Source organism: Psychrobacillus sp. NPDC058041, from assembly GCF_042885655.1.
Taxonomy (GTDB): domain Bacteria; phylum Bacillota; class Bacilli; order Bacillales_A; family Planococcaceae; genus Psychrobacillus.
The window spans coordinates 23,727-48,714 of record NZ_JBHVRO010000017.1 but is presented as its reverse complement, the minus strand read 5'-3'; the positions used below and the strand labels follow the sequence as shown (position 1 = coordinate 48,714).

At 34.6% G+C, this 24,988-nt stretch carries 26 protein-coding genes; 8 read left to right on the top strand and 18 right to left on the bottom strand.

Translation table 11 applies throughout. From position 1 onward, the window contains the following. Window positions 1-364 precede the first annotated feature (364 nt). From ACFVR1_RS18770 to ACFVR1_RS18760, 3 genes are all read left to right on the top strand, one after another. Window positions 365-907 (top strand): HTH-type transcriptional regulator Hpr, encoded by a 543-nt coding sequence (locus tag ACFVR1_RS18770; RefSeq protein WP_387586205.1) that lies wholly within the window; start codon window positions 365-367, stop codon window positions 905-907. Between the two features lie 104 nt (window positions 908-1,011). Next, a complete protein-coding gene (locus ACFVR1_RS18765; RefSeq protein WP_387586203.1) occupies window positions 1,012-1,557 on the top strand; it encodes a DUF3267 domain-containing protein in 546 nt (181 codons plus the stop codon). Between the two features lie 69 nt (window positions 1,558-1,626). Further along, window positions 1,627-1,812: a hypothetical protein gene (locus tag ACFVR1_RS18760; RefSeq protein ID WP_387586201.1), complete on the top strand. Its 186-nt coding sequence runs from the start codon at window positions 1,627-1,629 to the stop codon at window positions 1,810-1,812. Window positions 1,813-1,993: 181 nt separating this feature from the next. On the opposite strand, the gene ACFVR1_RS18755 is transcribed toward ACFVR1_RS18760, so the two are convergent. Beyond that, window positions 1,994-2,098 (bottom strand): YjcZ family sporulation protein, encoded by a 105-nt coding sequence (locus ACFVR1_RS18755; RefSeq protein WP_387586199.1) that lies wholly within the window; start codon window positions 2,096-2,098, stop codon window positions 1,994-1,996. A 137-nt stretch (window positions 2,099-2,235) separates the two neighbouring features. Between ACFVR1_RS18755 and ACFVR1_RS18750 the strand changes: the two genes are divergently transcribed. Then, window positions 2,236-3,147, top strand: a complete 912-nt coding sequence (locus ACFVR1_RS18750) for a peptidylprolyl isomerase (RefSeq protein ID WP_387586197.1) — start codon at window positions 2,236-2,238, stop codon at window positions 3,145-3,147. A gap of 129 nt (window positions 3,148-3,276) precedes the next feature. Here the strand turns inward: ACFVR1_RS18750 and yhaM are convergent, their stop codons facing one another. The 6 genes from yhaM to ACFVR1_RS18720 form a co-directional block, all read right to left on the bottom strand. Beyond that, the gene (gene yhaM / locus ACFVR1_RS18745; protein WP_387586195.1) at window positions 3,277-4,215 is read right to left on the bottom strand and encodes a 3'-5' exoribonuclease YhaM; all 939 of its coding nucleotides are present in this window, start codon (window positions 4,213-4,215) and stop codon (window positions 3,277-3,279) included. Between the two features lies 1 nt (window position 4,216). Next, entirely contained in the window at window positions 4,217-6,919 is a 2,703-nt protein-coding gene (locus ACFVR1_RS18740) for an ATP-binding protein (RefSeq protein WP_387586193.1), read from the bottom strand. 3 nt (window positions 6,920-6,922) lie between these two features. Continuing rightward, window positions 6,923-8,131: a metallophosphoesterase family protein gene (locus ACFVR1_RS18735; protein WP_387586192.1), complete on the bottom strand. Its 1,209-nt coding sequence runs from the start codon at window positions 8,129-8,131 to the stop codon at window positions 6,923-6,925. A 386-nt stretch (window positions 8,132-8,517) separates the two neighbouring features. After that, window positions 8,518-8,709 (bottom strand): hypothetical protein, encoded by a 192-nt coding sequence (locus tag ACFVR1_RS18730; RefSeq protein WP_387586190.1) that lies wholly within the window; start codon window positions 8,707-8,709, stop codon window positions 8,518-8,520. A 17-nt stretch (window positions 8,710-8,726) separates the two neighbouring features. Then, window positions 8,727-9,038, bottom strand: a complete 312-nt coding sequence (locus ACFVR1_RS18725) for a DUF2178 domain-containing protein (RefSeq protein WP_387586188.1) — start codon at window positions 9,036-9,038, stop codon at window positions 8,727-8,729. Further along, on the bottom strand, window positions 9,031-9,240 hold the full coding sequence (locus ACFVR1_RS18720) for a helix-turn-helix transcriptional regulator (RefSeq protein WP_387586186.1): 210 nt from the start codon (window positions 9,238-9,240) through the stop codon (window positions 9,031-9,033). The genes ACFVR1_RS18725 and ACFVR1_RS18720 overlap by 8 nt, the downstream gene beginning before the upstream one ends. A 139-nt stretch (window positions 9,241-9,379) precedes the next feature. Here ACFVR1_RS18720 and ACFVR1_RS18715 point away from each other — a divergent pair, with 139 nt between their 5' ends. Then, window positions 9,380-9,565 (top strand): YhzD family protein, encoded by a 186-nt coding sequence (locus tag ACFVR1_RS18715; protein ID WP_387586184.1) that lies wholly within the window; start codon window positions 9,380-9,382, stop codon window positions 9,563-9,565. A 149-nt stretch (window positions 9,566-9,714) separates the two neighbouring features. Here ACFVR1_RS18715 and ACFVR1_RS18710 read toward each other — a convergent pair whose 3' ends face one another. The 4 genes from ACFVR1_RS18710 to ACFVR1_RS18695 form a co-directional block, all read right to left on the bottom strand. Further along, complete coding sequence (locus tag ACFVR1_RS18710; protein ID WP_387586182.1) at window positions 9,715-10,494, bottom strand: enoyl-CoA hydratase; 780 nt, start codon at window positions 10,492-10,494, stop codon at window positions 9,715-9,717. A 119-nt stretch (window positions 10,495-10,613) separates the two neighbouring features. Next, entirely contained in the window at window positions 10,614-10,958 is a 345-nt protein-coding gene (locus tag ACFVR1_RS18705) for a YlbF family regulator (protein WP_387586180.1), read from the bottom strand. 18 nt (window positions 10,959-10,976) lie between these two features. Then, window positions 10,977-12,119, bottom strand: a complete 1,143-nt coding sequence (locus ACFVR1_RS18700; RefSeq protein ID WP_387586178.1) for a DUF445 domain-containing protein — start codon at window positions 12,117-12,119, stop codon at window positions 10,977-10,979. A gap of 66 nt (window positions 12,120-12,185) precedes the next feature. Further along, a complete protein-coding gene (locus ACFVR1_RS18695; protein ID WP_387586177.1) occupies window positions 12,186-12,575 on the bottom strand; it encodes a ferritin-like domain-containing protein in 390 nt (129 codons plus the stop codon). 72 nt (window positions 12,576-12,647) lie between these two features. On the opposite strand from ACFVR1_RS18695, the gene ACFVR1_RS18690 reads away from it, so the two are divergent. Continuing rightward, a complete protein-coding gene (locus ACFVR1_RS18690) occupies window positions 12,648-12,851 on the top strand; it encodes a YheE family protein (protein WP_387586175.1) in 204 nt (67 codons plus the stop codon). A 645-nt stretch (window positions 12,852-13,496) separates the two neighbouring features. Here ACFVR1_RS18690 and ACFVR1_RS18685 read toward each other — a convergent pair. The 6 genes from ACFVR1_RS18685 to chrA all read right to left on the bottom strand — a co-directional run bounded on the left by ACFVR1_RS18685 (window position 13,497) and on the right by chrA (window position 21,680). Next, complete coding sequence (locus ACFVR1_RS18685) at window positions 13,497-14,747, bottom strand: MFS transporter (protein WP_387586173.1); 1,251 nt, start codon at window positions 14,745-14,747, stop codon at window positions 13,497-13,499. 753 nt (window positions 14,748-15,500) lie between these two features. Next, the gene (locus ACFVR1_RS18680) at window positions 15,501-15,851 is read right to left on the bottom strand and encodes a DUF2178 domain-containing protein (protein ID WP_387586172.1); all 351 of its coding nucleotides are present in this window, start codon (window positions 15,849-15,851) and stop codon (window positions 15,501-15,503) included. Further along, complete coding sequence (locus tag ACFVR1_RS18675) at window positions 15,841-16,080, bottom strand: helix-turn-helix transcriptional regulator (RefSeq protein ID WP_387586170.1); 240 nt, start codon at window positions 16,078-16,080, stop codon at window positions 15,841-15,843. The genes ACFVR1_RS18680 and ACFVR1_RS18675 overlap by 11 nt, the downstream gene beginning before the upstream one ends. A gap of 516 nt (window positions 16,081-16,596) precedes the next feature. Continuing rightward, a complete protein-coding gene (locus ACFVR1_RS18670; protein ID WP_387586168.1) occupies window positions 16,597-18,336 on the bottom strand; it encodes an ABC transporter ATP-binding protein in 1,740 nt (579 codons plus the stop codon). Next, complete coding sequence (locus tag ACFVR1_RS18665) at window positions 18,333-20,075, bottom strand: ABC transporter ATP-binding protein (protein ID WP_387586166.1); 1,743 nt, start codon at window positions 20,073-20,075, stop codon at window positions 18,333-18,335. Before ACFVR1_RS18665 ends, ACFVR1_RS18670 begins: the two co-directional genes overlap by 4 nt. 471 nt (window positions 20,076-20,546) lie before the next feature. Next, window positions 20,547-21,680: a chromate efflux transporter gene (chrA, locus tag ACFVR1_RS18660; RefSeq protein ID WP_387586208.1), complete on the bottom strand. Its 1,134-nt coding sequence runs from the start codon at window positions 21,678-21,680 to the stop codon at window positions 20,547-20,549. Between the two features lie 259 nt (window positions 21,681-21,939). Between chrA and ACFVR1_RS18655 the strand changes: the two genes are divergently transcribed. Next, entirely contained in the window at window positions 21,940-23,280 is a 1,341-nt protein-coding gene (locus ACFVR1_RS18655; RefSeq protein ID WP_387586164.1) for a hemolysin family protein, read from the top strand. 69 nt (window positions 23,281-23,349) lie between these two features. Next, window positions 23,350-24,237, top strand: coding sequence for a cation diffusion facilitator family transporter (locus tag ACFVR1_RS18650; protein ID WP_387586163.1), 888 nt, complete (start codon window positions 23,350-23,352; stop codon window positions 24,235-24,237). Window positions 24,238-24,329: 92 nt separating this feature from the next. On the opposite strand, the gene ACFVR1_RS18645 is transcribed toward ACFVR1_RS18650, so the two are convergent. Next, complete coding sequence (locus tag ACFVR1_RS18645) at window positions 24,330-24,977, bottom strand: response regulator (protein WP_387586162.1); 648 nt, start codon at window positions 24,975-24,977, stop codon at window positions 24,330-24,332. Window positions 24,978-24,988: the final 11 nt, after the last annotated feature.

The window sequence follows — 24,988 nt, the reverse complement described above, 5'->3', positions numbered from 1 at the left end:
CAACAGGATGTTGGTCACGAAGGCGTTGCCACACGATGTGGCGCTCTTAGCCTTTGTTCCTCTGTGAGACAGATGAGCCATCACAACGAACGCGTAGCGGCGGTGATGGCTCATCGCTCACCCCGCGGAACGCGTCCACCTGAAACGGAAATCCGTGGTATTATCTAGTTCTTTAAAGTAATATGAACACTGGTTTTGCAGGACGATAATCCATATACTTTCTTATCTTGCACTTGGCCAATTTCGACTAAATGCATACCTACTTTTTTTATTTTCAAAATAATAACATTTTTTATGTATTTCAACTTACTTGCTTTCTTGCTATAATATTCGAAAGAAAACATGACAGAAGGAAGGGAAAAAAGTGCCTGAACAACTTTATACAATGAAAGAAGCCATGCTCTATAGTCAGCGGATTGCGCAACTATCCAAAGCACTTTGGAAAGCAGTAGAAAAGGATTGGCAAGTATGGATAAAACCTTATGACTTGAATATTAATGAACATCATATTTTATGGATTTCTTATCATTTAGATGGTGCAACTATTTCTGAAATAGCAAAGTTTGGAGTTATGCATGTTTCTACTGCATTTAACTTTTCAAAAAAACTAGAGGAACGTGGTTTTCTTTCTTTTTCTAAGAGAGATAATGATAAGCGTAACACATACGTAAATGTTACATCTCAAGGCAAAACGCTGTTAGAAGAAATGTATGAAAATTATCACGACACCCCTCATTCTGTAATTGATGGTTCTGTTCCTATGAAAGAGCTGTACGGGAAATTTCCAGAATTTTTAGATGTGATGGCTGTTATACGAAATATTTATGGAGATGACTTTATGGAAATATTTGAACGGTCCATTAAAAATATAGATGATTCTTTTACAAAAATCGAGGAATCGCAATAAATGAAAGCGCTATATAAATTTTAATATTTTATGTATTGCTTTTTGTTGGTAAACATCGTATTGTATCTGATAGATATCCAACAACGTATAGGAGATGCTTACACTTGCACTGCTGGAAAACAATTAATGTGAAAAAACAATATGGTTTGGACAGATTATTTCTTTTGTCTTCACTTCTTGTAATTATCGTTTTTTCATTCGTATATGTTCTATTAGGAATTATTAATGATACAACTAAATCTGACGATTATTTTTGGGTATTTATTTTATCATTTTTATGTATTTATCCACTTCATAAATTACTGCACTTTATTCCACTTTTTCGTAATCGAGATAAAGTAAGATTAATTATTGAGAAAAAATATGGCATTTTACCTACCGTTTCATTACGTGTTTTTGAACCAATTAATAAAAATAGATTTATTTTTTCGTTATTAGCTCCATTTATCTTTATTAATATAGCGCTCATTACAGCTGCTATATTAGTGCCTATATTTGCTCATTACTTTACAATCTTGTTAGCTTATCATTGCGGAATTTGTTTAATAGATTTAATTTATGTAAAAAATTTAAGTAAATCACCAAAACAAGCGCTTATTGAAGAAACCGATGCCGGTTATGAAATATTAATCGCACCAACTCATCCTTAACAATATATACTACTTGTAAACTATGTTCCTTCTTTGATATGCTTACTAGTATATGAAGGGAGTCTAGATATGATTATATTTACGTTAATTCTATTCTCAGCATTTTATTTGCTACAAATTAATCGAATGACCTATGCATTAGTAGTGTCAAAAGAAATTCCAGAAGAAAAACATCCAAAGATTTTTCGTACAATTAACATATTAATTACGATACTTCTAGTTAGTTTTTACGTGGAATTAGTTTATACAGTTTAAGAAAAAGCGGCAGGCTATCTAGTCTGGTCATTTACAATGTAGAAATGGTTAAGTTTTTTATTTGTATATGAGAAAAAAATTGACCCAATTCATTTATAGAATGATGGGTCATTTCTTTTTATATACAAGATGATGAAAAGAAGAACCAAGATCGAGTGTACGATCTTAGTTCATCCTTTCATTAGTAGATAAACGCTGCCCCTACAATGATTAATAAAATAAATAGAACAACGATCAATGCAAAACCTGAACCACTACCATAACCGCCGCCATATGCACCACCCATTTAAAACACCTCCTTTTCAATGTATCCTATGCGATATTTTAAATACACGGTAGGCAAATGAAAGGGAACCATTTTTATTTTTATTTCGTTTATGTTATAGTAACTACTGCAGCACGAAGAAGTTAGGAGAGAATTTCATGAAAAAAACAGTATTAACATTCACACTTGCAGCATCTGTTCTTGCCTTAGGAGCATGTAGTAATTCGGCAACTAGCAGTGAAGTAATTGCTACATCAAAAGTAGGAGATATTACTCAAAATGACTTGTATCAAGAAATGAAATCATCTATTGGTGATCAAGCATTTCAACTTCTAATGGTCGAAAAAGTACTTGACTCAAAGTATAAAGTAACAAAAGAAGAGGTAGACGCTGAATTCAAGGCCGATAAAGAAAAATTAGGCGATAACTTCGAAGCAATGCTTGCACAACAAGGCTATACAGAAGATTCTTATAAAAAATATTTAAAACTTAACTTATTGCAAGAGAAAGCTTTAACTGAAGATATTAAAGTATCAGAAGAGGAAGTTAAAACTGCATACGATAATATTAAAAATGAAATAAATGCTCGTCACGTTTTAGTAAAGGATGAAGCAACTGCTAAAAAAGTAAAAGCTGAACTTGAGTCAGGTAAAGACTTTGCTGAAGTTGCAAAAAAATATTCTACGGAAGAAGCAGCTCAAACGACTGGTGGAGAATTAGGTTGGTTTGGTAAAGGCCAAATGGTTCCAGCTTTCGAAGATGTAGCATTTAAATTAGAGAAAAATGTGATTAGTGATCCAGTAAAAACAGATTTTGGATATCACATTATTGAAGTAACAGATAAACGTACGATTAAAGAATCATTTGAAGAAAAAAAACCTGAACTTGAGAAACAATTAAAACTTGAAAAAGCTGATAAAACAACTCTATTACCTAAAGTTGCCAAATTGATGAAAGATGCTGATATCAAGATTAAAGATGCAGACTTAAAAACTGCTCTTGACAGCATTTTAAAATCAGCAGATACACCAAAAGAAGCGGACGCTGGTACTACTGAAAGTTCAAAATAAGCTTTACAAAAGCACATATGGCAAGTTGTGACGTCGTATTCTTAATATGGTAACACTTACTTGTTGAACTATTGTATTCTAAATAGAAAAAAGCGTAAAGGGCATACACCTTTACGCTTTTTTCTTTTGTTATTCAAATGTTGGTTTGTAGAAAGAACGGTTTTCTAGCGGGAATAAACGCTCTGAAAACTCACCAGGATTCGTCTTATCTAATGCACGATTCAGCATGTTCATTTTAGCATCGATATTATCAATATAATGCAAGATTTCTGCTTCTCTAACCATCGGACGTTTTGGACTACCCCACTCTTCTTTTCCATGATGACTAAGCACCATATGTTGAAGAAGCATAACCTCTTCTCCTTCAATTTGAAGTTCATCCGCTGCCTTTGAAATTTCATTTACCATTATCGTAATATGACCAAGTAAGTTACCTTCAATTGTATACGTTGTAGCTACAGGTCCAGAAAGTTCTAGTACCTTTCCTATATCATGCAATATAATTCCGGCAAATAATAGGTCTTTATTGAGCGTTGGATAAAGATCACATAACGCCTTTCCAAGCTTCAACATAGAAACAACATGGTCGATTAGTCCTGATGCATAATCATGATGATTTTTTGTTGCAGCCGGAAAAGTCATAAATGCCGTTTGGTGTTTTTTCAATAAGTGACGGGTAATCCGTTGTATTAACGGATTTTTCATTTCAAAGAAAAATTGCATTAGCTCTTCCATCAATTCTTCTTTCGACTTCTCAGCAGAAGGAACAAGATCATTAATGGATATCGATTCATCCGACTTGGCTGGTCGAATACTTTTCACTCGAAGCTGAAACTTCCCACGATAATCTTGAATTTCTCCACCAACCCGAACGATTTGACTTGCGGCAAATAATTTTTCATGTTCATCATTTGTATCCCACAATTTTGCTTCAATATCGCCGCTTTTATCTTGTAATACAAGAGACATAAACGGTTTCCCAACCGTAGTAATACCCTTTGTTGATTGTTTAATTAGTAAGAATTGATCTACTGGATCCCCTACTCGCAGTTGTGTAATGCCTTTCATTTCACATCTCCTCCACTTCCGGCTTATATGTCGCTACTTGTACAACATGCGCTTCTTTCCATACATATTGCATATTGTCATGACATGAAAAATACAGTAGTTGTTGTTCTTTTTGTAGCTCCTGCATTAATTGTACCACTTGTTGTAAACGGAAACGATCGAAATGTACAAATGGATCATCCATAATTATTGGAAAAGGAGCTGTATTTTTTAATGATTGTGCAAGTGCAATACGAAGAGAGATATATGCTTGCTCTTTTGTAGCTTGACTGAGCTCCATAATCATAAAACGCTGTCCGTTAGCTTTTATTGCTTCAAAGCTTCCATCTGGCGTTAATACTAGTCGTTCATATGCCCCCCCCGTCAGCAACTTAAAATAATCTTGTGCTTTTTCAAGGACTTCCGGAAGGCGCTCTTCTTTTAATTGCACCATCATTTGTTTTATAGCTTCTACGACTGATTTATAGGCAGCCCATCTTTTTACGTATTCTTGAAGTTCCGCTTTTTTCTGCTCCTTCTTTTGTAGAATCTCACTTTGGTGATCTTCTACTAATAGTTTATTTGTTTTGTATTGTAAAGATGCTTTTTCTTCCACTAATTCATTGCGAATATTTTTAAGCTCGTCTAACTGTTTTTTACTCTCACTTTCAAATGTTGCGTTAAACTCTTCTAAAACTACCCCATTATCTCCAAGTTGAATTTGCATCTGCTTGTATTCATTTTCTAAAGAAAGTTTTTGTTCGAAAAGATTATACGCAGTGTAAAAATCCTGTTCTGTTTCTATTTTCGCTTCTTGGAAAAGTTCTTGAATATTTTGGGCATATGCATGAAGCAAAGAATTATTCTCTTCTTGTTTTAATGTAATTTGTCTTATTTTATTGAGCATTGACTCATTTTCATCCAACTTTTTCTTTTCACTTAAATAGTAATCTCTAAGTTGGTGGAAAAGCATATCCTCGATCAAAGAAATATTGACAATATTCTTTGCCTGCAGAAAAAGTTCTTGCATTCTATTTCTTACACCATATAATTTTTTTTCCATTTGATCTAATTGTATTTGTTGCTCTTGAATAATACGTAGTCGATTAAATAACTCTTTCAATAAATTTGGTGAAACCTGATTATTTAAATGATACCTTTTTAAAAATGATTGCATTTCTTGTTCAATTTCTTGATTTTCCTTTTCTAACTCCTGAATTGTATTCTCCAACTGACTAATTTGGGTTAGTAAGGTTTGCTCTTCTTTTTTCAATAAATTTTCGTATGTTATTGTATCACTAGGCTGTTGTGACAGTCTTTGAAAACCGATGAAGACAATAACACTTACTATTAGGAAAGTTAGCCCGATTAGCCAATTAGATTGCAGAAAACTTAGGATAAGGCCTAAAAGAAAAATGATTCCACTAAAAATAAAGTTGTTGAAATTAAGAATATTTTTCTCCGTTGAAGAAGATTTAGTATGTTTCAATTCTTTCAAACGCGCCGAGTGCAAGCGAAGATCTTCTGATTTCATTTGAAATAATCGTTTTTCTTGTTGTAATTCACTTTCTAACTGTTCCCGCTTTTTTAATAGCGACACTAGCTTTTCTTCTTGGTGAAGGGATATATCAGCGCTAACAATATCATTTAGATTCTTTTCCCAGTCAATTCCAATGAGTGCTAATTGTTGCATTTGGTTTTGCAATGTTTTCGTATGTTCTTCTTCTAATTGTACTCTATTTGCTTTCAATTGATGCCATTCTGTTTCGTATGTTAAGAAGGTTTGTATAGAATCTAATTGATCCAATGACATTACCGAACTACTATTCGTCAATTTTTTTAGATTTTCACTCAATTGTTCTGTCGAAATTTTTACATTCATTTCTTTATCTTTTATACTTTCAAATCGACGAATTCCATCTGTTGGAAAGGTTTGATGTTGAACTCTCTCTAAAGCTGTCCTTATTTCTATTTGCTTTTCTTTGATTGGTTTTAATTGCTTCCACTGCATAAATCTCTGCAATTTCGCAGTGATAAGATTTTCTTGCTTGTTCGATTTATCCAAGAGTAAATCGATTTCTTTAATTCTTTTAGTAGAAGTTTCATATTTGTTCACTTCCTCTAAATGCGACTTCCATTCATCTTCTAATGCTTTAATTTCCTCTATTTTTTGATTAATGATTGGTTTTTTCCCACTAGGTTTAAAAAGCTCTCCCATTTCTTTTACAAATTGGGCTTCGACATTGGATAAAGTATCCATGCCTGTTGTTCCAGAAGACAGCAAAGTACGAGTAAGTTCTTCCTCTGTCATTTTTTCAAATCCTTGCAGTTGAAGCAATGAAAAAGAAAAAATAGCTTCGAAATCTGTACGTTTATAGGAATGTAATAAACTTTCTAACTCTCTTTCCCCTCCACGTGTTCCATCTTCAAAATATAAAGCCACATCGCCACTCGCTTTACCTTTCACACGCTCAATTACAACTCGTCCGAATTGCTTATCTATTAGTTGGATTCTTCCACCATACGAAGCACCACTTTTAGGCTCATATCTTAATAATTGTGCATTTTTTTGTGGAAAACCAAAAAGGATATGCAAAATAAATTGCTGAATAGTAGATTTACCTGCTTCATTTTCACCATAAAAGACGTTCATTCCTAATGCTAAATCTATTTGGACGTTTTCATGTTTCCCAAAGCCGTATATATGGAGTTTTTCTATTCTCATCTTTTATTCTCTCCTTTTTGCAACAACTTTGGTCAGTAACTGTTCCACTTCTATTAACGTTTCTTCTGTGAATTCTTTTTCGATTGGATCTAGGTATCTACTTCCTTTTGGATGTTGATATAGCTCCTTTAATGCATGCTTCCAATCTGATGTATTCCACTCTTGTATCATTTGTACAATCATTGTTGCTTCATTTAATGCTTCTTGTGGCAATTCAAATTTTAGCTTTTGTACGATGATAAAATGATTTTCTATACGGATACTCTCTTGAATAATCGAGAGCCACTCTTCCATTGTCGACGATTGCAATAGTTCTTCCGTATCTTTTCCTATATTCGTGAGCGTCAGTTCTATTATTGCATTTCCATAAGATTCGCTGTACGTTATCAGGGCTTCCTCTATTCGAGCAATTAATTCATTTGCATGGATTATTTCATCGCAGGAAATTTCCATTTCATCGTAAATAAAAGCAGAAGAAGGTATAAACTGAAGATTTGCTTGTCCTTTTGTTAAGGATACTTCGTAAAATCCTTTCATCCCCTTTTCCTTTCTATGTCTACTCTGTGTATTTCCGGAGTAAACAATGGGAGGATCATCGTGTAGCATTTGACGTTTATGAATATGCCCTAGTGCCCAATAATCATATTGTTTCGATAACAGATCATTTTTACGAAAAGGTGCATAAACATCATGTTCGTTATTTCCTTCGACACTACCATGTAACATGCCAACATGAAAATCTTGTTCATCTGCCACTGGATAATAAACATGCTTTGCTTCACGAATATGTCTTTCTTTATAACTGAATCCAGTTATATGTACTTTTTTCCCGTTCACTTCTAGAGTCTTCGTTTCCACGTCCTCACCAAAAACCTGTACATTTTCAGGAAGCTGAAATCTCACCCAATTTCCACTTAAGTGGTCATGGTTTCCGTAACATATAAAAACAGGAATTCCCTCTGTTTGTAACGCTTCCATCCCTTTTTGAAATAAATGCTGGGCGCGCAAGCTCCTATTCTCTCCATCATAAATATCACCAACAATCAAGATGAAATCAGGTTTACTATCAAGCGCATAGTGTATTACATTTGTAAAAGCTTGGAATGTACTTTCACGTATATCTCTCCAACTATTTTGTGGAATAGCGGAAATCCCTTTAAATGGACTATCCAAATGCAAATCTGCAACATGAAGAAAACGAATCCCTGTCATTCAATACACCCCTAACAAAAAACGAATATTTGTTCTTATTTTATCATAAAGAAAAGACTGTAGACAAATGAATGTGCACAATCTTTTTAAGAAAACCGCAAGCGCCATTATATTCTCTTCATAAATCAGCATGGTTTTCGCTATAGGCGGACGCTTTCCGCGGGGTGAGCGATGAGCCATCACCGCCGGATTCGCGTCGTTTGTAATGGCTCATCTGTCTCACTCATCCCGCTGGAGTCGCCGCCTGTCGCTCCAATCAATAAATTTAGTATTGTTCATGTTTTAATAATTAAATGCTATTTATGAAATTAACTCAGTTATATATAATTTTTGATTAAAACGTCGCTATAATACCATTACTTTTTGCTAACTTTCAGCAAATCATTTTAGTACTCTTTTTCTTTTTTTATTTGCCTAACCAAAAATAACCCCGTAGATCCTGCGGTGAATGAAGGAGGTAAACTAAATATTAGATATTTCCATTGACCTGTAAGCAATGAAATAATGAAAAATATTAAGGGAATTACAGTTAGCGTACTTATGGAAGCTATCAATGCCCATTTTGTATTATTTTTCACAATATATAACCCCTAACTTAGTTTTCTTGATTAGCAATAATTGCCCCTATTGTGTAAGAAATCATATGAACAAGCCAAATCCCCATCAAAATAAAAAATGAAAGTCCAGGTCCTTCCATTGCAATGATAATCATCCACGCGATTAGAATAGCAAATGTAGTAGAAATCCAAGAAATAGATCGTGCTTTTTCATTTATCTTAGTATAACGCTCATCAAACCAACGTTTTTTCTTACCAATTCTTCGATTTATCGTGAAGACGATAATCATGATAATAATAGCAAGAGGCAAATCAATTAAAAATGAAAACAAATCAAATTCTTCATGCATCCTTTTTATCCTCCTCAAATATAAATAATTCTTCTATCGAACATTGGAACAGTCTTGAAAGTTTAAAAGCCAAAGTGATCGATGGGTTATATTTTCCTTTTTCCAATGAAATAATTGTTTGTCTAGATACATCAAGCTTCTCTGATAGTTCGTCTTGGGTCATTCCTAAATCTATTCTCTTCTCACGAACAAAGTTTTTCATCCCTTATCATTCCTTTTTGTAAAGTACACTTTACGTAAAGTGTACTTTACAAAAAGCTAATACATCAAGCTTAAGTTACATTTTCTTTTGGCTTATTTTATGTATAATATAGATAAGAATAATAAAGGGGTGTTATTTCTTGAAAACATATAAATTTACTGCATTTGAACCAACCGGAAAGCTTATTGTGGAAGAGACTTGGTCATTTGAAAATGACGACGAGGCAAAGAAAAAAGGCGAAGCAGCTATCGAAGAAAAAGGTCTGCTTGAAACAACGCATCGCTTAGTAAATAGTGCAGGAAAGCTAGTTTTATTTCACGTTTGAACAGTAAAAGGACTAAAATTGAATTGGTTTTAGTCCTTTTTTAAGATGTTTTTCTTGGGAATGATTTTAGTTGGAATAATCATAATCTCTGATCTATCCCAATCAACAATAAAAAAAGAGATCAAAAAGCATTGATCTCCCCAATTTTTTTACTCTCCTCTAAACTCAGGTTTACGTTTTTCAACAAAGGCATTTATTCCTTCTATATGATCTATTGTATTACGCATTGCTGTTTGTTTAACTGCTTCTTTTTCTAATATCAATTCCAGTTCTTTTACTTGATTTGCATGCAGAATCTCTTTTGAAGCAATCATTGCAGAAATAGGTGATTCAAATAGTCTTTGTGCATAAGACAACGCGGTAGACCAACCTAAACCATCCGTTGCGATTATATCTACTAACCCTATTTCTTTTGCTTCTAATCCTTTAAATATTTCCCCTTCCCATATTAACTGTTTTGCTTTTGATATCCCTATTCTTTCCTTCAAGAAGAAATGACCTCCTCCATCAGGAATAAGTCCGATGCCAATAAAGTTCATTGCTAGTTTGCTACTTTCTTCTGCAACAATTACATCGCATCCAAGTACAATACTAAGTCCAAGACCTGCCGCTGCTCCGTGAACAAAAGCGATCGTAATTTGTGGAAGGGTATACAATGTCTTTGCAATTCGAGCAAGTTCTACCATGACTTCATTCATATTGAATGGATTCTCGGAATCTAACATTGCTTTAATATCTCCACCTGCAGAGAATGCTCTTCCTTCTCCTTTTATTAATAGAACCTGAACGGAAGTATCATTTTTAATAGATTCCAAACAATCCGCAAGTTCTTTCATCATCACTTCGTTCATCGAATTCATTGCCTCTGGACGATTTAGAGTTAAAGTTGTCATACGACCTTCTTTTTCTAACAATAATGATTTATACATATCTATTCTCCTTTCCAAGTGAATGAATGTTCATTCTTTATGTATTCGTCAACTTTTACAATTTTCCTGCTAAATACAAAAAAATCCCCCACAATCATATGTGGGAGATACTTCATTATTTAAATGCCTTCATATAAGTCTTGCACGGGTTTGATTAACACACGATTTACTTCTTCAATTATTTGACTTAATGCCATTTCGGCTTGAAGCATGTGGAAAATTTTCTCGTTTGCTTGAGCTAGCTGAGCAGTTTTTTGTGCATATTCTATTTCTTCACCGGAAATTTCCTCGCCCTTCATCTGCTTTTCTTGAAGGGATAATTGAATTTTACGGAAGCTTTGGAATAATGCTAATGCCTCTTCATCAGCCTTTACAGATTCAACAGCTGCCTTTACTTGAGAAAATTCATTCGTTTGACGTAGTGTTGCTTCTAACTTATTAATATCATCATAAATATTGATCATTATAATTAGCTCCTTTTTTTAGCCTGTAATAAAGACGATTAATCCTTGGATAATCCCTATGAGACCTCCGAGAACTCCACCTAAAACAGTTATCATTTTAAATTCTCGTTTCGAAATACCAAGTACAATCTCTTCTAAACGTGCAACTGGAAAAGAATCGACTTGTTCTTTTACCATATCTTCTAATTTCATTTTATGCAATACTTCTTCTAGCTTTGCTTCCGCTTCTAAAAATGCTAATGAAGTTAGTTTTGGTACAAGTATTGTTTGCGTCCAATCTGTTACTTCTGGAAAATAGTGAACTAAACTATGACTTAATCGTTCTTCAACTGCTAATTGTTTTGTCAAATATGCCTTCACATTTGTAATCACTGGTTCAAAATCAAACCCGTCCATAATTTCCACAATCTGTCTATCTTTTAGCTTTTCCCATTCATTTCGGACTATATTTTCTAACATACCTTTAGTCCCTGGTGCTTTTAAAAATTTTATAATTTCCGGCTGTACTTTTCCAGCAAGAGAGGAGGATTCCCCAACGAACATTTGAATCATACTACCCAGCGTTCCTTTAGTAGAAAGAAAATCATCAATTAAATTTTTTATCGTCATTTTTCCTTCTTCGGACAGAAAAAAGTCTTCCCCTTTTCCAAGAATATAGGTGACTATTTCTCCAACTTTGCTTTCTGCTTTTTGTTGCCAATCTAACGGAGCTAGTTGACGAATTGTTTCATGTTCAAAACGGCTTTTTAACTGCTCGAACTGAATGTCCACTTGCTCGCTGATTTTTTTATTTGCAATTGTTGATACGTTTTCAATTCCACCAAGCTTCAGCCAGTCTTCAATTGTTTTATCAGAAAGTAGAACTTTTTCGTTTAATTGACGAACGATTAATTTTGTCGCTTTATCTTGCATTTCTTCATTAAAATATTTTCTTTTAAATATGTCAGGAGTTAATAAGTGATTTATCACTGTGTTTCCTAATTGTTTGGCAAGTTCATCACGCCTTTTGGGAATTAACCCGGGTGTGAACGGAATTCTCCAAGATCCAATATATTTTGCTTCATGTGGTCTAAAAAGCATTTGTATTGCTAAATGATTGGTAACTGCACCAATAGCTGCACCGACTACTGCCATAAACACAATTGTCCATAATAACCCCATCTATTTCACCTTTTTCCTCTAGCTTCACACTTATTATAGCAGAGGAAGGACAAACACTAAAATATTTTATAACGCATTAAACATCATAGAAAATCGGATGGCATGCTCTGTTTCATCATGCATTGCGACAAATAGTGGTGCATATGCTTGTTGAACTGGTATTAAAAGCAACATTTCTTTGTACAATTCTGCTGCTTCCAATTCATCTCTAACAGCCTCTTTGGCACAAATTTTCAAGTCTAGGCAAGGAGTACGCTTTTGAAAGTTTTGAACAAATGTCCCGGTCAGCATATAATAGAGTTGTTGAAACATTTCATAATGGCTTTTCTCGTCCTCATATACATGCTCTATAAATCCTTGCCAGTATGGATCGTCCGTTAAATTATACATATCTTTGTAGTAATGATAATCAGCATATTCATTTTGAATCGCTTTTTCTAACTTCTCAACAAACAATTGGATGCTCCTTCACTAGTCATTTCTACTAATGTATGCGAGCAAATTATGACACATGAAAGGTTGATTATTTTGTTACAACATTTTAGCTTTAAACCTCTATTTGAAAATAAGCAATTACCTGGTTGGTCCTTTTCATTCTTCTATAAACAAACTAGATATACAGGTGAATATGAAGCGGATGGCACGATAAAGTGGATTGGAGAAGCACCTGCTGATGATGAAACAGTAAAAAAAATGATTCATGAATTGATGCTATTTCATGTATATGACTAAGAAAAACGCAAGCTTCTATTAAGCGCATTTTGTCTTTACTATTTCCAGAGTGCTTTGGACGAACATTGGATACACTATTACCAGGGGAATTTTTGTGGCTTGAGAAGTGACTGTGTCATTTCTTAAGCCACTTTTTTGGTAATCTTGTAGCGGATGTTTGTCCGTCGCCTTCTTGAAATATGTAAAGACATAATGTATTTGATTTGGATAATGAGAGAATAAATCCTTGCCTATTCTTTTAAAAGCGGACGAAGATACAATTTCGTCCGCTAAGCGCTTTTTTATCAATGGATGCTATCTATTTTTTCGGTTTCCACAAATTCTAATCATCTACCACTGATTCTTGTATACTATTTCCCGAAAAAGTAAAAACAAATAAGATCAAGCCCCATTACTAGTATATCAATTTCATATATATTACCTTTCAAAAAAGCCCCAATTCTCATATGAATTGGGTTCTATTAAATATTTATTTATCAAGCTTCTTCATAACATATGAAATAGATGCTAGCCCCTTCGAAGGAATGTTTTTTCCGAACTCGATTTTTCTTACTTTCTATATAAAAGGAAAAAGACTGTAGACAAACTCAATTTTTTTCGAGTTAGTCTACAGTCTGAGCTCAAGGTAAAAACCCTGCCCTTTCTTCATACAGTCCCTATCTTTTTCCTTCCAAATAAAATATAAAAATAAGTGGACGCAATAATATATAAAATCCCCGTTATTGTAAACGTATACGCATATCCCCAATAAAATCCGTAAGCCATCACAAGTCCTGTCGATACTGGTCCCATTGTAGCCCATCCTAAATTGAATACCATTTGGTTTACCGAGTTTGCAAGTCCTTTATACTTATCATGAACTAGATCCATTGCAATGGCACTTTGAATCGGGTTCCCAGCATTCATTAATGCTTGTCGTAGTAAAAATCCTATAGAAGCTACAATGAGGGAAGTGGTATAACCGGTTAGAAATAAAAATGGAATCGAAAGAAGTTGAAAAATAACAAGTGCGCGAACTTGACCAACCTTTTTTACGAGTGCTGGCCCCATAAGCATTGCAACTGCTGTCATTCCAGATCCCAAAGATAAAATTAAACCAACGTAAGAGTTAGAAGCATCAAACCGATTCGAAAAGTATAAATTTAAATAAGGTATGACTAAACCTGAACCAGTACCAATAAGCAAATTAGCAAATCCAAAGAGTACAATAACCGTAATATTACGTTTGAAATTGCTTGGCAATTCTTTCCCTATTATAGCTGATGTAATTTCCTCTACTTTCACTGTGGGCTTTAATTGAAATAAAGGGAATAAACCTAAAGTGAAAATAAAAGCCCCAAAGATCAAAACCCACTTAATCGATTCTTGTACAGGCATATCTGCGTAGAAATGTAAGGCATCGGCAATCACTCCTCCTCCTAAACTCCCTACGACACTTGCAATCGTCATCAAAGAAAAATGAATACTAAACAAGTGCATACGTTCACTAGCGTTCGAGTTTTCAGCAAGAAATGGGACACCAGATACTTGAACCAGTGCCATAAAAAGACCTGTAAAAAAAGCAGCATATATAAGTGCGTTTTCTCCTACTTCTACACTTCGATAAAATAATGTTAAGGCCGTCACAATCGTTCCAAGAATAATCATACCTTTCCGACCAAATCGATCACTTAAAAACCCGGCAGGTATTAAAATTATAGCAGTAGCAAGTGACGTCATAGAGATTACGCTTCCACTTACCGTTTCTGGAAATCCAAGTTCTTTAATATACAAATTATACATAACTGAAAAAACGCCCATTCCAATTTGAATGAGAACATTTGCGAGCATAAATAAGCGGATGTTTTTATTAAATGAAGTAATATTTGCTTTCCAGTTTTGTAGCCACTGCATCATATGGTTCCTCTTCCATTCCTTTTATTTCGACTCTCTAAATATACGATGCCCGTCAGAAAAACTCAAGAAAATTTAGAAAAGAGAAAGTCTTTTAAGTACATCTTATCTTCTCTATTTCTAGAGTGCTTTGGACTAAACCTCCGCTACACTATTATCGTAGTAATTTGGCTCGTGAAGTGACAGCGTCACTTCACGAGACTTTTTCGGTAATCTTGTGGTGGGTGTTTGTCCGCAAATTGCTTTTGGTTTGGATAATGAGAGATAAGATGCTTTCCTATTCTTTTAAAAGCGGACGAAGATACAATTTCGTCCGCGACTTCGCTACTTATATCGTGAAATGCACCACTGAACATCATAAGTTGCAACACCACATATAAAAAAGCCACCAATCATCATTCAAACACGGTGATTGGTGGCTTCTTAAAATGGTAAATCATCAAATTCTAGCTTTAGCGGTTGATTATAATCATGCAGTCTGATACTTGCGTTTTCCAATCTGAATATCTTTGTCACCGGAGTGGATTATTCTCCCGAAGTGTTGCTTCATAGCGAATGTGTCTAAATCAACCGAATTATCAAAGACTAAAGTGAGAGTTCGTTGCTCATTTTTGATAAAGTGCTGTTCACCGGCTATCGGGCCATCTTTTAGAATAATACTCGATCGTAAATACCAATTTCCATAGCGTTTAGTTAATATTTATCAGCATTGTCTAATCCTTCATCCATGGCTGATCCTCGCTCCTCGACCTTTACTTACGACAAATCCTTTTTATATTGGATAGCCATGTAAATTCCACCAGCTAAAATTGCTAGCGCATATTTGAACAAGAAAAAAATGTTCCACATATAGTCTTTAGGAAAAATTATGTCACATAGAATAATTGCCCACAGCATAAAGTAACTGCTTTTCAAAAAGATTTTATTTGTCCGTTCGTCGTCTTGCCCAATCTTCTTATAAAATACATAAGCAAAAATCGCACTACCCATGAACAGTAAAAAACCAACCCCAACGAGAATATTCCAATTTCCTGTAGATTGTTCAGCCCAGGACTTTAAAGGGTTAAAAATTGCGTTAGGGATATCTGAAATAGACTTAATTTTCATTTTGATCATTTCCTTTCTCATAAGTAAAAATATCGTTTACATCAATATTAAAAAATTCGGCAATTCGAAAAGCTAACAGCAGAGTCGGAACATAATTTCCCTTTTCCATTACAAAGATGGTTTGTTTGGAAACCCCGACTTTCTCTGCTAATTCTTGCTGAGACATTCTGGCAAGTACACGATATTCATAAACCTTATTTGATATCGAATCACCAAAATCTTTCTTCATGACTATCACCTCTTGAATCAAATTATAAACTCATTTTTTATAAAAGTAAAGTAAACTTATACAAAATAATTAAATGTCTTTATTTATTTTTAGATTACTTTGATTTAACAATAGCCAGCATGCAGAAAGAACCTGACGAAATTCATGATTCCGTCAGGTTCACATATCGATCTGGTGGAATTTATGGTTTTTGGTGGCACATTTTATGATATCAGTGGTGCAAAAAATGGTTTGAGTGGTGCAATCCGGTGATAATATTCGAAGTCTATATGACTCTTCTTGCTATGTACTACTTACTTAATCGATTGGAGTGAAGGGTGGCGACTCCAGCGGGAGGCCAACAGGATGTTGGTCACGAAGGCGTTGCCACACGATGTAGCGCTCTTAGCCTTTGTTCCTCTATGAGACCAGATGAAACATCACAACGAACGCGTAAGCTGCGCCCCCGCGGAACGCGTGCACCTGAAACGGAAATCCACCTATTCCTACATAAAAAAGGGAATACCCCTAAACGTATTACACGTTTTGAGGTACTCCTGCTTGTAATTTATACATTTGTTCATAGCGTCCTTGTAGCTGTAACAACTCGTCATGAGTGCCACTCTCAACGATCTCTCCACGATCTAATACTAAAATACGATCTGCATTTTTAATAGTAGAAAGTCGATGTGCAATGATAAATGTAGTTCTTCCTTTTTTCAATACATCCATTGCATGCTGAATTATTTCTTCCGTTTCCGTATCGATATTAGATGTAGCTTCATCTAAAATAAGAATGGCCGGATCGAATGCAAGTGCTCTTGCAAATGAAACTAATTGTCTTTGACCAGAGGATAATGTGCTACCCTTTTCAATAACTGGTTCATCCAATCCTTTTTCAAGATTTTTCAACACACGTTCTCCACCAACTGCCTCCAAAGCAGCTTCTACTTTCTCACGGGAAATACGTGGATCGTTTAAGCTTACGTTAGATTCAATTGTACCGGAGAATAAATACGGATCTTGTAAAACAATTCCCATATGATCTCGAATTGTTTGTCTTGGCAGTGTCGTAATATCGATGCCATCAATTAGAATCTTTCCTTTTGATGGGTCATAGAAACGGAACAATAGGTTCATAATCGAACTTTTACCCGAACCTGTATGCCCAACAAGTGCCACAGTTTCTCCTTTGTTTGCTACAAAGTTTAAATTTTTCAAAACATATTCTTTTTCCTTGTAAGCAAAAGAAACATTTTGAAACTCTACATTTCCTTCGTAACGGTCCATTCGTTGATCTCTCACTGTTTCCCCAGGTTCATCCAGTAATGTGAAAACACGATTCCCTGCAACCAGTGATCTCTCCAGTTGGGAGAACTGATTAACAATACCTGTAATCGGATTGAACAATCTAGTCGTATAATCTACGAATGCGTAAAGCATACCAGCTGAAACAATTGCATTCGGTTCCATTGATTTGCTTCCGAAATACCAGATAAACATAATAAACATGATTGAGCGAAGTACACTAACTAAGTTAAAAGCAGTAGCCGAATCAAGTGTAAGTAATTTTTTCTGATAGCGGTAATGCTCTTCATTCATTTCTTCAAACTCACGTTCCATTTGCTTTTCTCGTTTAAACGCTTGAATAATAGACATCCCTTGAATCGATTCATTCAACATCGCATTTAAATCAGCAATTTTTGTTCGAACAACATGATTATATTTTGAAGCATATTTTCGATATCCAATCATCCAAACATATACGATTGGAACAACAAATAGTGCCATTGCAGCCATTTTCACATTTAATATGAAAAGTGCCACATAAACACCTGTAATAGAAATAATACTAGTCGCAAACTGTGATAATACTTGCACATATAAATTACGAATTGCTTCTGTATCATTTGTTACACGAGCTACTACTTTACCAGCAGGTAAGTTATCAAAATACTGTATTGGCAACGTTTGTATATGTTGAAATACATCATTTCGTAGCTTTTGTACAACTCGATTTGCTCCGACTTGTAGATTTATAAACATAAAATATCTAAAAACTGCAGTTACAATAGTTAAACTAAAGAACACACCTAATAGTATTAATATTGGCTGTAGATCAATAGATCCATCTGTAATATGCTCGTCGATAATTCTCTTTGCAATGAAAGGCCCAGTTAAATCTGCAAACACTGCAATTGTTAAAAAGATTAAACCAATGATAATTGGTTTTTTATAAAATAACGCATAATGGTAGAGTCGTTTTCCTGTACTCATGACGACACCCCCTCAAGCTGTTGACGATCGTATTGCTCTTTATACCAACCATTTTGACAAAGAAGTTCTTCATGGGTACCTTCTTCCACAATTAGTCCCTCATCTAAAACAATAATATGGTCAGCATGTTGAATTCCAGACAATCGATGCGTCGTAATAATTGTTGTCTTACCACTACGTTCATTTTGTATATTTTCAATAATCTTCGCTTCCGTTTTTGCATCTACTGCAGAAAGCGAATCATCTAAAAGTAAAATTTCTGGGTTTTTAATAAGCGCCCGAGCAATTGAAACACGTTGTTTTTGACCACCAGATAAAGAGACACCTTTTTCTCCTACTAATGTTTCTAACCCCATCGGTAAGTTCATCAAGTCTTTTTGGAAATGAGCTAGTCGAATAGCTTCTTCTAGATCCTCTTCCGTAGCATCCTCTTTACCAAAAAGAATATTCTGGCGGATAGTTCTTGAGAATAAAACATGATCTTGTGGAACGTATCCAATCCATTCTAAAACTTGATCTTTTGTTTGATCCGATATTGCGATATCTCCAATTGTTAGTTGACCAGCCCCAATAGGATATTCCTTTAATAATTGCTTCATAAAGGTTGTTTTTCCTGCACCAGTTTTCCCAACAATTCCAAGAGTTTGACCTTTTTGAAGGTTCACTTGGAGATTTTGAAGATTTTTTACTTGTGATAATGGATATTGGAATCCGACCTCTTCAAATCCGATTGATGTAACATCAGCTAAGTGAACAGGACTAACAGGATCTTTTACGTCTGCCTCATAATCCAGCGTTTCTTGCACACGATCTAGCGATGCATTTCCACGTTGCATAACGTTGATTAATTCCCCAATAGCAAACATTGGCCAAATAGCCATACCTAAGTAAACATTAAAAGTGATTAAATTCCCTACGGTCATTTCGCCTCTAGATACGAGATAAGCACCATATCCTAGTGCTACTACATAACTGATACCAGTCCCTACTTTTGTAATTGGACCAAATAGGGCATCAATTCGTTCCACAACCATATTTTTTTGATACACTTCTTCACTCATATCAGCAAATTTCTTTTCATCTGCTCGTTCTTGCACGTAAGCACGAATAACTCGAACACCAGCAATCGATTCTAATACTCGGTCATTCAAATCACCAAATGCATCTTGCGAAACCATATATTTTTCGTGAATGATTTTACCTAAATATTGCATAATAAATGCTAGTATTGGGATTGGTAAGATTGCGAAAATAGTTAACTTCCATGAAATAATGAAACCCATGGCAAGAATAAGTGCAGCCATATACATGGTTGAATCAATTAATGTCATAATTCCAAAGCCAGCTGTTGTTGCAACCGCATTTAAATCGTTTGTTGCACGAGCCATTAAATCTCCCGTACGATTTTTTTCATAAAAAGTTGGAGTCATGTTCAAAAATTTTCGATTTAACTTTGAACGTAAAATACGTTCAATCGTAATTGAGCCACCAAATAATTGATATTGCCATACAAAATTCAATCCATATCCGACAATAATAATTCCTACAAACAGCAATACATATTGTATTAATGAATCACTTGTCATTTTTCCCATCGTGATTGTGTCAATTGCTCCACCGACTATCCATGGTGGCAACACTTCAAATGCACTTGCTACAATCAGTAAACTTACAGCGACAGTATATCGCTTCCAATGATCTTTAAAAAACCATTTCAATTTAAATAAAACAGAAAACATGCTCTAACCCCTCATTTCTTTTTTCTCTCTAAGTGTGACTTCGCTATCCACCTTCTAAAGATTCCTTTAATAAAATTTGTCTTGTTCGTTGAATACTCATATTCAACACTCCTTCACCTAATATTAACACCAAATTTTGGAAGCGAATGAACGCAAAAAAGCACATTACCCATATTACGGTAATGTGCTTTAAAATAGACAAAATCATTTCTATAAATGTCTATTCAACAATCATTTTACGTCAAATGGTAGGTATGAAGAAATTATTAAATTGTTTGCTATATCTTTTAAACGAATCATTTTTTCATACCTCCATTTCTTTTTTATTTAGTGTCCCTTAACATTAGCACATGGAAATTTCCATTGTCAATACTTTTTGAAAAAAGGAATAATTTCAAATTCGTTATGGCTTATTTCCTTCCTTCGTTCAGCTACCCAGAAAAAATTTCTCCGGGATTAACTTAAAGTAAGTTATATGATATGCAGCACCGCTCCAAGTAGTGCACTTATTAATACTATTTTAAAAGGTGCCCATTTATACACGATAAGTAGTGTAAATGTTATTAGTACAATGACAAAGTCTGCAGGAGTTTTCACGGCACTTGTGAAAACTGGATCATATAATGCAGCAAGTAATATTCCTACCACTGAAGCATTAACACCTTTTAATGCTGCTTGAATTCCTCTTTTCGAGCGAATATATGACCAAAAAGGTAGTGTACCAATTACTAACAAAAAAGAAGGTAAAAATATAGCTATAACTGCAATGAAAACACCAATAGTACCTTCAGTAACTTGTCCTAAAAAACCTGCAATCGTGAAGAGTGGTCCAGGAACAGCTTGAGTTACTCCGTATCCAGCAAGAAACACATCCGATGAAACATTCACTTCCCGCTGAAGAATTGGTAAAACTACATGACCTCCACCAAATACAATAGAACCTACACGATAATAAATATCAAACATGGAATAGTAATCCGATTTAAAAAAAGGCTTAAAAACTGGTAATAGAATAAGTAAGGTAAAAAATATTATCCAACTAATAATTCCAGTTTTTTTACCAAACGTTAGTGGCATTTTAGGAGTAGGTTCTACAGTTTCTTTTTTATAATGAAAATAGCCAAACAGTCCTGCAGCAATAATAATTCCAATTTGTCCTACTACAGTAGGAATGAGTAAGTTGCATATGGCACAAACAATAGCTATGGAAATTCTCATACGATCTGGCGCAAGAGACTTTTGCATTCCTATTAATGCATGTGCAACAACCGCGACTGCGACAATTTTCAGTCCTTGAATCCACCCACTATCAAATGAACCAGTAGAACTTATAAACATCGCAAATAACATAAGAATTATGACAGATGGTATCGTAAATCCTAGCCATGAAATAATCCCCCCTAATAATCCACCTCTTAATATACCAATCGAAATTCCTACTTGAGAGGATGCAGGACCGGGTAAAAATTGACATAAAGCAACGATGTCAGCGTATAATTTATCATCTAACCATTTTCGTTTTTTCACATATTCTTCTCGGAAATAGCCAATATGAGCAGTGGGACCTCCAAATGATGTTAGACCAAGTTTTACTGCAGCTTTCATTATTTCAACATATTTGTTTTCCAATTATTTTTCCACCATCCAATCTCTATTATTATCATACAAAACTAGTAAACTTCGTTTTAAGTTTTTGTAAATTTCACTGTAGAAAGAGTTGTAATGTAAAAATATCCATTGTAAGTAGAAAGATTTGTATTTTACTTTGCATTATTTTATTATTAAAACTATAAACTATTTTTTAGAAAACAGGAGGTGTACACTTTGTTCTACCCCCCATTTGGGTTAGGAACAAAGTAATTATTTGGACATAGCCATACGATTGACAGCATTTGCTGTCTTAATCGCATTCACTGCATTTTTCGTTGCAAGTGAATTTGCAATTGTTAAAGTAAGAACGACTAGAATTGATCAGCTTATTGCTGAAGGGAATAAGAATGCGTTAAATGCAAAAAAACTTGTTTCCAATCTGGATGAATATTTATCCGCTTGTCAGCTCGGCATCACAATTACTGCTTTAGGATTAGGGTGGCTTGGTGAACCGACCATAGAAGCATTACTACATCCAGTTTTTGAATTTTTTGTTCTTCCAGAGAGTATTACCTCAGTACTTTCATTTATCATTGCATTTTCACTCGTAACCTTTATACATGTAGTAGTTGGAGAATTAACTCCAAAAACATTTGCTATTCAAAAAGCGGAGGAAATAACACTAGCTGTTGCTAAACCTTTAATTATTTTCGATCATGTAATGTATCCAGTTATTAGAGGTATGAATGGCTCTGCACGTTTCCTAGCTGTTCGTTTATTTGGTTTAAAAACGGTATCAGAATCAGAAGTAGCCCATTCCGAAGAAGAACTTCGTATGATTCTTTCCGAAAGTTTTAAAGGTGGAGAAATTAATCAAGCCGAATACAAATATGTTAATAAAATTTTTGAATTCGACGATCGAATAGCAAAAGAAATAATGGTTCCTAGAACTGAAATTATTTCAATTGATAAAGATTTTACATTAAATGAGGTATTTGAACTAATTGGTGTGGAACAATATACACGATACCCAGTAACAGATGGCGATAAAGATCACATTATTGGGCTTGTCAATATGAAAAACTTATTAACTGCTTATATAAAAAATCCTGAGAATGCCACAACTCCAGTGAGTGATTATATGCAACCGATTATTCGCGTAATTGAAACGATGCCTATCGCTGATTTACTACTTAAGATTCAACGAGAGAGAATTCATATGGCTATTTTAATGGACGAATATGGTGGTACTTCTGGACTTGTTACCATAGAAGATATTATCGAAGAAATTGTCGGCGATATTCGAGACGAATTTGATACAGACGAACTTCCAGAAGTTCAAAAAGTCGGAGAAAACCATTATATTGTAGATGCAAAAATGTTGATTGAAAATGTGAATAACCTTCTAAGTATTAACATTGACGAAGAGGACATTGATACAATTGGCGGTTGGTTTATGACTAAAAGCTTTGATGCCGTAAAAGGTGAGAAAATAATCGAACAAGGCTTTGAATTTATGATTAAAGATATTGACGGACATCATATTCAATACCTTGAAATCATAAAAATTGCTCCTTCCGATGAAAATTTGGATGAAGATTCATTAAATGAATAATAATAGATAGCGACTCCCATACTGGGAGTCGTTTTCATATGCCTAAATATGTTGCGAGGAGGAAACACTATGGAACTTTATACAAATTTACGTGAAGGGGAAAAAGGTGCTTGGGTTAGTATTTGTATTTACTTCTTGTTAAGTGCATTTAAACTTATTGTAGGTTTTCTTGGTTCCTCTGAAGCTTTAAAAGCAGATGGGTTAAATAATTTTACTGATATTATTTCCTCTCTTGCAATATTAATAGGACTAAAAATTTCACAAAAACCACCTGATGCCCAGCATCAATATGGTCATTTACGAGCAGAAACCATCGCTTCTTTAATTGCTGCATTTATTATGGCAGCGATTGGTATCCAAGTAATTATTCAAGCCGTGCAACATCTAGCAAATCCAGTGCAAGAAGTTCCTTCTACCTTGACTGCGATAGTTGGTTTTATAAGCTCCCTAGTTATGTATGTTGTTTATAAATACAATTTAAGATTAAGTACTCGTATTAATAGTTCTGCCTTAAAAGCGGCCGCATACGACAATCTTTCAGATGCACTTGTAAGTATAGGTGCAACTATTGGTATCGTAGGGTCTATGTTAGGATTCCCAATATTAGATGGTATAACTGCTTTTATAGTAGGAATTATTATTATGGTGACAGCTTATAACATTTTTCATGAAGCAGCATATACATTATCAGATGGATTTAATGTGGAAGAAGTAAAGTCTCTGTCGTCCGTTGTAAAGCTTATACATGGAGTGGAAACTTTAAAGGATTTTAAAGGAAGAATGCATGGAAATTTAATGCTTATTGATTTAACTGTTACAGTAGACCCTAATCTAAACGTCATTGAAAGTCACCGAATAACCGAAGAAATTGAGCGAAATATTATGAAAGTCAAACCTTTTTCTGTTGTTCAAGTGCATATCGAGCCTCACTTTAAGGAAAAAATCGTGATGGAGTAAGTTATTTTCGATGATTGATCGATTGATCGATTCCAATTTCTCATAACAAAAAACACAGTGCACCGCATCATGACTGCGGCTCACCGTGTTTTTTATTGCCCGCTTGGTTCTGTTAACCCATGTTTTACCGCATATAGGGCAGCTTGGGTTCGATCTTGTACTTGAAGCTTAGCAAATATATTCGATATATGTGTTTTCACTGTTTTTTCTGTTACGAACAAAGAGGATGCTATTTCACGATTACTTTTTCCTTTTGTGAGTTCTGACAATACATCTTGTTCTCTTGGTGTTAAGGAATATTCTTCATGCGGCAATAATACGACTGGTTCATATTCCTTTTGCAGCTGTGTTGTAGCATCAGGATGTAATGTATTTTCCCCTCTCATTAATTTACGGATAGCTTCTGCCAAATCATCTGGTTCAATGTCTTTTAATTGATAACCAGCTGCTCCAGCTTTCAAGGCAGGTATGACGTGATCCCGATCAGAAAAGCTTGTAAGCATTAATATTTGAATTTCTGGATATTTTGCTTTTATACGCTTCGTTGCTTGGATACCATCCATTTCTGGCATAACAAGGTCCATTAATATTACATCTGGCATTAGGGTCTCTGTCATTTCTACTGCTTCTCTTCCATTCTTCGCTTCCCCGATAATGTCCATATCTTTTTGGGTCTTTAAAAAGAACATTAAACCTCTTCTTACTACATGATGATCGTCTGCAATTAATACTCGAATCATGTAAATCCCTC

Excerpts from the sequence above, each read along its gene's own strand:
- ACFVR1_RS18650 (WP_387586163.1), top strand. The coding sequence starts at position 23,350 with ATGGAACTTTATACAAATTTACGTGAAGGGGAAAAAGGTGCTTGGGTT.
- ACFVR1_RS18725 (WP_387586188.1), bottom strand. The coding sequence starts at position 9,038 with ATGCATGAAGAATTTGATTTGTTTTCATTTTTAATTGATTTGCCTCTT.
- ACFVR1_RS18755 (WP_387586199.1), bottom strand. The coding sequence starts at position 2,098 with ATGGGTGGTGCATATGGCGGCGGTTATGGTAGTGGTTCAGGTTTTGCA.
- ACFVR1_RS18670 (WP_387586168.1), bottom strand. The coding sequence starts at position 18,336 with ATGAGTACAGGAAAACGACTCTACCATTATGCGTTATTTTATAAAAAA.
- yhaM (WP_387586195.1), bottom strand. The coding sequence starts at position 4,215 with ATGAAAGGCATTACACAACTGCGAGTAGGGGATCCAGTAGATCAATTC.
- ACFVR1_RS18685 (WP_387586173.1), bottom strand. The coding sequence starts at position 14,747 with ATGATGCAGTGGCTACAAAACTGGAAAGCAAATATTACTTCATTTAAT.
- ACFVR1_RS18720 (WP_387586186.1), bottom strand. The coding sequence starts at position 9,240 with ATGAAAAACTTTGTTCGTGAGAAGAGAATAGATTTAGGAATGACCCAA.
- ACFVR1_RS18665 (WP_387586166.1), bottom strand. The coding sequence starts at position 20,075 with ATGTTTTCTGTTTTATTTAAATTGAAATGGTTTTTTAAAGATCATTGG.
- ACFVR1_RS18760 (WP_387586201.1), top strand. The coding sequence starts at position 1,627 with ATGATTATATTTACGTTAATTCTATTCTCAGCATTTTATTTGCTACAA.
- ACFVR1_RS18680 (WP_387586172.1), bottom strand. The coding sequence starts at position 15,851 with ATGAAAATTAAGTCTATTTCAGATATCCCTAACGCAATTTTTAACCCT.
- ACFVR1_RS18735 (WP_387586192.1), bottom strand. The coding sequence starts at position 8,131 with ATGACAGGGATTCGTTTTCTTCATGTTGCAGATTTGCATTTGGATAGT.
- chrA (WP_387586208.1), bottom strand. The coding sequence starts at position 21,680 with ATGAAAGCTGCAGTAAAACTTGGTCTAACATCATTTGGAGGTCCCACT.
- ACFVR1_RS18705 (WP_387586180.1), bottom strand. The coding sequence starts at position 10,958 with ATGATCAATATTTATGATGATATTAATAAGTTAGAAGCAACACTACGT.
- ACFVR1_RS18700 (WP_387586178.1), bottom strand. The coding sequence starts at position 12,119 with ATGGGGTTATTATGGACAATTGTGTTTATGGCAGTAGTCGGTGCAGCT.
- ACFVR1_RS18710 (WP_387586182.1), bottom strand. The coding sequence starts at position 10,494 with ATGTATAAATCATTATTGTTAGAAAAAGAAGGTCGTATGACAACTTTA.
- ACFVR1_RS18750 (WP_387586197.1), top strand. The coding sequence starts at position 2,236 with ATGAAAAAAACAGTATTAACATTCACACTTGCAGCATCTGTTCTTGCC.
- ACFVR1_RS18740 (WP_387586193.1), bottom strand. The coding sequence starts at position 6,919 with ATGAGAATAGAAAAACTCCATATATACGGCTTTGGGAAACATGAAAAC.
- ACFVR1_RS18645 (WP_387586162.1), bottom strand. The coding sequence starts at position 24,977 with ATGATTCGAGTATTAATTGCAGACGATCATCATGTAGTAAGAAGAGGT.
- ACFVR1_RS18675 (WP_387586170.1), bottom strand. The coding sequence starts at position 16,080 with ATGAAGAAAGATTTTGGTGATTCGATATCAAATAAGGTTTATGAATAT.